5 protein-coding genes are annotated in these 6,008 nt (G+C 40.3%); 4 read left to right on the top strand and 1 reads right to left on the bottom strand.

From position 1 onward, the window contains the following. On the top strand, positions 1 to 741 hold the full coding sequence (locus J2T13_RS14585) for an ABC transporter ATP-binding protein (protein ID WP_429372457.1): 741 nt from the start codon (positions 1 to 3) through the stop codon (positions 739 to 741). Between the two features lie 12 nt (positions 742 to 753). After that, positions 754 to 2,016, top strand: a complete 1,263-nt coding sequence (locus tag J2T13_RS14590; RefSeq protein ID WP_429372458.1) for an ABC transporter permease — start codon at positions 754 to 756, stop codon at positions 2,014 to 2,016. Here J2T13_RS14590 and J2T13_RS14595 read toward each other — a convergent pair. Further along, on the bottom strand, positions 2,013 to 3,284 hold the full coding sequence (locus tag J2T13_RS14595) for an NAD(P)/FAD-dependent oxidoreductase (protein ID WP_429372460.1): 1,272 nt from the start codon (positions 3,282 to 3,284) through the stop codon (positions 2,013 to 2,015). The genes J2T13_RS14590 and J2T13_RS14595 overlap by 4 nt on opposite strands. A 568-nt stretch (positions 3,285 to 3,852) precedes the next feature. Here J2T13_RS14595 and J2T13_RS14600 point away from each other — a divergent pair. Together J2T13_RS14600 and J2T13_RS14605 are read left to right on the top strand one after the other, a co-directional pair. Continuing rightward, positions 3,853 to 5,166, top strand: a complete 1,314-nt coding sequence (locus J2T13_RS14600; protein WP_429372462.1) for a two-component system sensor histidine kinase NtrB — start codon at positions 3,853 to 3,855, stop codon at positions 5,164 to 5,166. 235 nt (positions 5,167 to 5,401) lie between these two features. Beyond that, positions 5,402 to 5,836, top strand: coding sequence for a BrxA/BrxB family bacilliredoxin (locus tag J2T13_RS14605; RefSeq protein WP_429372464.1), 435 nt, complete (start codon positions 5,402 to 5,404; stop codon positions 5,834 to 5,836). Positions 5,837 to 6,008: the final 172 nt, after the last annotated feature.

Genomic DNA, 6,008 nt, shown 5'->3' on the forward strand with positions numbered 1-6,008 from the left:
ATGAGTCTAATCATAGATGAATTGGAACAATTGGAAGTAGAGACCGTACTGGAAGTATATATAGAACATGCAGGTTATGAACATGGAACACCTTCGATTTCAAATATTTCGTTTCGAGTGAAGAGAGGGGAGCTTCTTGGTATTATTGGGCCTAACGGTGCGGGTAAGAGTACCACCATTAAGGCAGTCATGGGACTTCTCAAGCATGCCAAGACTTCTGTAAGTATTGCAGGTGGTTCAGGAAAGTATGCCTACGTACCGGAGCAACCTGTATTTTATGAAGACTTAACGTTGTGGGAACATTTGGACCTCGCGGGAGCAGCCTATGGATTAGAATATGAATCTTTTACTAGACATGCCGAAGAACTACTTGCACGATTTGGTATGAGTAAAGTGCGCGATCTTCTGCCAGGTGGATTCTCCAAAGGTATGAAGCAAAAAATGATGCTCATGATTGGCTTTCTAGGGCGCCCAGATGTATATATAGTGGATGAGCCTTTTATTGGTCTTGATCCGCGTGCGACGAAAGATTTTCTCAACTTACTAGAGGAAGAAAGAAAACGTGGGGCAGGTGTTCTAATGTCAACACATGTACTAGATACAGCTGAGAAGATATGTGATTCTTTCATTCTGATCTCTAGTGGTGAAATGGTAGCCCAAGGTTCACTAGAAGATATCCGTCAGGCAGCAGAGCAACCTGGAGCATCATTGTTTGACTGTTTCGATGTTATGACTAGCTGAAGGGAGTTCTTCATGACAGATAAACGGATAGGATATCAGATTAGTACACCGAGAAATCTTTTTTGGCGGCGCTTGAAGGAATATTTGAGAGAACAAATAATCATATTACGTTATGTTGCCGATTGGACTGTAATGCTATATATTCTGATTCCAGGTGTGCTCCTCGGAGGTAGATTGTATTATGGATTATGGGTGGAGGATCTTCCACAGTGGAGCCTTCAGGCGCCCAGTATGCTATTCTCATCATTTATGTTGTTAGGGATATATAGTGGCGGTATATTGCTCTTGGTACAGAGGGGGGATGCCTTATTCATACGTATGCATCAACGCTGGATGTCAGGTCTGATCTTTAGAGGTTCTATATATAGTATGGTTGTTATTGCGATGAAGGTTGTTATCCTATTTACGATTGTATCTCCATTTCTAGTGCGAATTTTGAGTACGGATGGTTTAGAATTGGGTAGTTTCCTGGTATTATCTATCGCTACTAGCTGGATCGTAACTTGGATACGACATTTTGTAACGATTACATTTTCTGGATGGACTAAACGTTTAATGATTATCTGTGGAGTAGGTGTTCCTTGTGCGTTTTATGCTAGAGTGACTATTCTGTGGATTCATCAACCTCTTTATATGATATGTACTGCTGTATTGTTTATTATAGTAGTCTTCGTTTTTGTTAAAAAGAGAGTCTATCATCAGGGGACATTCATGAATGATGTGGAAGAAGATAGCAAGCAACGGATGAAGTTTACCGGATTCTTGCTGAAGCAAGTTGTAGACAAACCTATGCCAACAAGGACTAAACCTTGGATTTTTCGGCGCTCACCTTATCTCTATCATTCACGTTCACCTGAGCATCGATTAGCGGCTGCTGCCGTTAAGTCATGGTTTCGTAATCCGAGGCATCTACTACTTTATTTACAATTTACGGGGGTAAGTGTGATCGCAATCATTGTACCGCCTGGGATTATTAAATGCATAGTACTCCTGGCGGTTTCAACGATGCTCGTTTATTGGCTTTTCCGTTATTGGACTCGTTTTCTGTATGATGAATGGGTGTCATTATTACCATGGTCACCTGAAGTTTCCTTGAAGGCGGGAATGCTCGCAGTTCGTACCATGCACCTTCCATACATCTTCGTGATCTCGACAGCCTTTTCCTTAACTTTATGGGGTATAGGGTGGGGCTGGTTATTCATACTACCTTTGACGCTAGTCATGAATCGATTCACCGTCTATTTGCTTAGCTTCATGAATTATTCAAAAGGTTAATAGGAGGTCTCCTGCTCTATTGAGGCATTCTTACCGGCAGTATATCCAGTCGCGAAGGCAGCAGTAATATTGTAGCCTCCTGTATATCCATGAATGTCCATGACTTCACCGCAAAAATATAATCCTGGCATAAGTTTAGATTCCATCGTTTTAGGATTAATCTCTTTCAAATGGACGCCACCGCCTGTAACGAATGCTTCTTTGATGGAGAGCGTACCATCGATTGAGATAGGAAAAGATTTAATCAATTGAGTTAGATCAAGTAGTTGCTGTTTAGGGATATGATCAAAGGTCAAATCTTCCTCGATACCCGCTTTAAGAAGGAACAGAGGGATAAGACGATCGGGAATATAACCTTTCAACGCGTTTTTAACCGCCTTTTTAGCTTCCTCTTTTAGAATACTCAATGTTTCTTGAGATACCTGATCTGCTGTTTTATCTGGAAAAAGGTCCAGGGTCAGGGCCACGGTTTTGGTTTTATATTGTTTGATAGACTTTACAACAAATTGGCTACAGCGAAGTGCGGTAGGTCCAGATATGCCGAAATGAGTAAAAATCATATCTCCCTGATGTTCGATTACTTTTTTATTCTTAGGATTCCAGACCGAAAGACTGATGTTTCTTAGTGATAATCCTTGTAATTCTTTATTCTGAATAAAAGGTTCATTCGAAGTCAGGGCAACTTCAGTAGGATAAAGATCCGTAATCGTATGCCCTGCTTGTTCGGCCCAGATATATCCGTCTCCTTCTGATCCCGTTTGAGGAACAGATTTACCTCCAACTGCAATAATTACGTTGTTACTTTTTATGACATCACCAGAGCGTAATTTAATACCTGCTACATGCCCATTTTTATATAGCACTTGATCCACAGGGCACTGAAGTCGGATCTCCACCCCTTGCGAGCGCACTTTGCTAATTAGGGCATCAACAACGGTTTTGGCCTTATCTGTGATAGGGAACATTCTTCCGTTGTCCTCTTCCTTTAATTTAATTCCTAAGTCCTCAAAAAAAGCCATAATATCTCGATTGCTAAAAGTAGCTAATGCACTATGCAGAAAGCGACCATTACCCGGGATATGTTTAATTAATTCATCAAGTTCCTTAGCGTTAGTAACGTTGCAACGCCCACCGCCGGAAATCCCCAATTTTCGACCCAGTTTATTTCCCTTTTCCAATAGAAGAACCTTAGCTCCGTTGTGACTTGCCGATACTGCAGCCATGAGACCAGCCGAACCACCGCCAATAATAATTACGTTATATGTCAATGATATCTTCCTTTTCTGTTAATAACTTAAACCCATATTGTTATTATAATCAAACCTTTGCGAAAACAACAATGGATGCAGATAATAGAAGAGATTGTAATATTATGTAACATGTGATTTAATCAGAATTAACCTGACTAAATAGGGCAGTTGTGTTAAGGAGGAATTTTATATTTATTATGAATATAGTGACATCCTGTTGCAGGTGTTAATTTCTATCTCATTTGCGCTTCTCTTCCCACTAGGGTACCGGTGTTTAAGGTCTTGCTCGAATCGGGAGAGGCTTAACTCCAATAATTTTATTACTATTATTGTGTGGTGTAGTGCAATATCTCTAGTTGTATGTTCATTATTTGCCTTGATATTATTTGATCTTGCTTCACTTCATTTTGGTCTAATACCACTCTTTATTGGTATTCTTTATGGAGGTTATAAATGGGGACTTCCTTTAGCTGTACTCCATGTGGTCTGTTATTTTATATTTCATAAGTTTAGTATGAATATCAATTTTTTACTTCATTCAGGAATAATAATATCTCCATTTCTTTTCTACATTTCGCCTTATTTCTTGAAGGATTCTCTTGTAGGTAAAACTAAAAAACTTGGAGGAAGTCTAATTCTAGCGATGTTGTTTGTGAGCATATCTCCCTTAGCTGATGGTTATGATATTCATGTACTTGAGACACAACAAGTGGTAGTCGCTTTGCTTTATAGTATTATTTGTACTTTATGTGGGGTTATGGTCTTATACGTTATTGAAATTACATTTGAAAAATGGCTTCTAAGGGAGCAACTGGATGGGATATCTGAGAAGTATCTACGTGGAGAAGATAAGCTCCAGCAAGTGATGGATATTGCTCCTATATGTATGGTGTCCGTCGATCGTGATGGAATTGTGACAAGTATTAATGACATGATGATGACATTGTATCAATCGCGGAACCCGGAGCTTAAGAAATCTGATGTGCTTGGACGACCTATTTGGTTATTTGTAGATCCGCAGGAAGAAGAGCATGTTAGTACTCGAATTACGCAAGCCTTAAGAGGGGAAAAAACGGACCATGAACTTGTCTCAAATGGTTCTCGTGTTAGTTACATGAGCACATCACCACTGACCAACTCATACACAGGAGAAGTATTAGGCGCGGTTATGATTACTCAAGATATGACAGAGCTAGAAAGATTGCGTAGTGAGCTTGGAAATGTAGAGAGGTTAAGTCTGGTAGGCCAAATGGCTGCAAGCATTACCCACGAAATTCGTAACCCTATGGCTGTGGTGCGTGGGTTCCTTCAATTGATGAAAGAGAAAAGTCCGAACTCACTGGACCATTACTATCGCATTGTAATGGAAGAGCTAGATCGAGCTAACAGTATTATTAATGATTTCTTATCGCTCGCCCAGAATAGGGTTTCAGAGAAGGAAGAATGTTATATTGACAGAATTATTAATGACCTGAGTCCATTATTATGGGCAGATGCTAATTTAAGAGGTCAGACGATTGAGCTTGAGTTGGACGAGAATGCGCCAAAACTTATGTTGAATGCCAAAGAAATTAAGCAGTTAATTCTTAACTTAGCTCGTAATGGTATGGAAGCGATGGGAGAAAAGGGACAACTTATATTACGGACTAGAGCGACACCAACGGGTGTGGAGTTTATTGTGCAAGATAACGGATCAGGGATTCCTAAGAATGTGCAAGATAAATTGTTTACCCCTTTCTATTCTACTAAAGAGAAAGGTACGGGATTAGGGTTATCTCTGTGCCTTACGCTTGTAGAACGTCATAAAGGGAAAATCACAGTGGATTCGGAAGAGGGGGTCGGAACCTCCATCATTGTTAATTTTCCTCGCTCTTATGCATCTGAAGCAGTGACCACGTAATTTAGAAACAATAAAGATGGCTTACATACATTAGCATAATGAGAAGCTAGAAGAGTGAACTAAAGTATGTGTTTCCCAAATGCTATAGATTCTTGTGAAGATCTAGAATATGAAGACTGTTCTTGTGTTACTCTATATAGCTGGCGCATGTTGCTTGCTTTCAAACCTCAGGAAGGTATAATATGAATTATTAGCATCGTTATTATAACGGTTATTATAAAAGGAGTGATAGATCATGTCTATGTCGTTTGATCGATATATGAAGGATATGGTTCAACCGATGAGGGATGAACTGACAAATTTAGGAATTCAAGAGTTAACAACACCGGAAGAGGTAGAGAATAGTTTACCAAATTCCAAGGGTACGGCATTGGTTGTAATTAACTCAGTATGCGGTTGTGCTGCAGGACAGTGTCGTCCGGGAGTTGCTATGGCGCTTAATAATGCAATAGTACCTGATCATTTGTACACTGTATTTGCTGGACAAGACAAAGAAGCTACAGCTAAAGCACGTGAGTATTTCGCACCGTATCCTCCTTCTTCACCTTCCATTGCATTGATGAAAGATGGACAGCTTGTCCACTTTATTGAACGCCATCAGGTAGAGGATCGGTCAGCACAAGATATTGCCGATGAGCTCTCGGAGGCATTTAATCGTTTGTGTCAGTAATTTAGTCCACTGCACAAAAGCTCTGAGGTTGCCGCTTGCCGACAACTCTGGGGCTTTTGTTCTTTTAGAGGTTGTTCAAAACTCCCATGACCTGACGGCCACCCCCATGGATGAAAATAGGATGCATGTTTGAAACCATACAGCCCTAGCACATACTTGGAAGTAGGCAGGT

Source organism: Paenibacillus sp. DS2015, from assembly GCF_050433705.1.
GTDB lineage: Bacteria > Bacillota > Bacilli > Paenibacillales > Paenibacillaceae > Paenibacillus_AQ.

Bases quoted from the DNA above. Each gene is read 5' to 3' on its own strand.
- J2T13_RS14585 (WP_429372457.1), top strand. From the start codon at position 1: ATGAGTCTAATCATAGATGAATTGGAACAATTGGAAGTAGAGACCGTA.
- J2T13_RS14590 (WP_429372458.1), top strand. From the start codon at position 754: ATGACAGATAAACGGATAGGATATCAGATTAGTACACCGAGAAATCTT.
- J2T13_RS14605 (WP_429372464.1), top strand. From the start codon at position 5,402: ATGTCTATGTCGTTTGATCGATATATGAAGGATATGGTTCAACCGATG.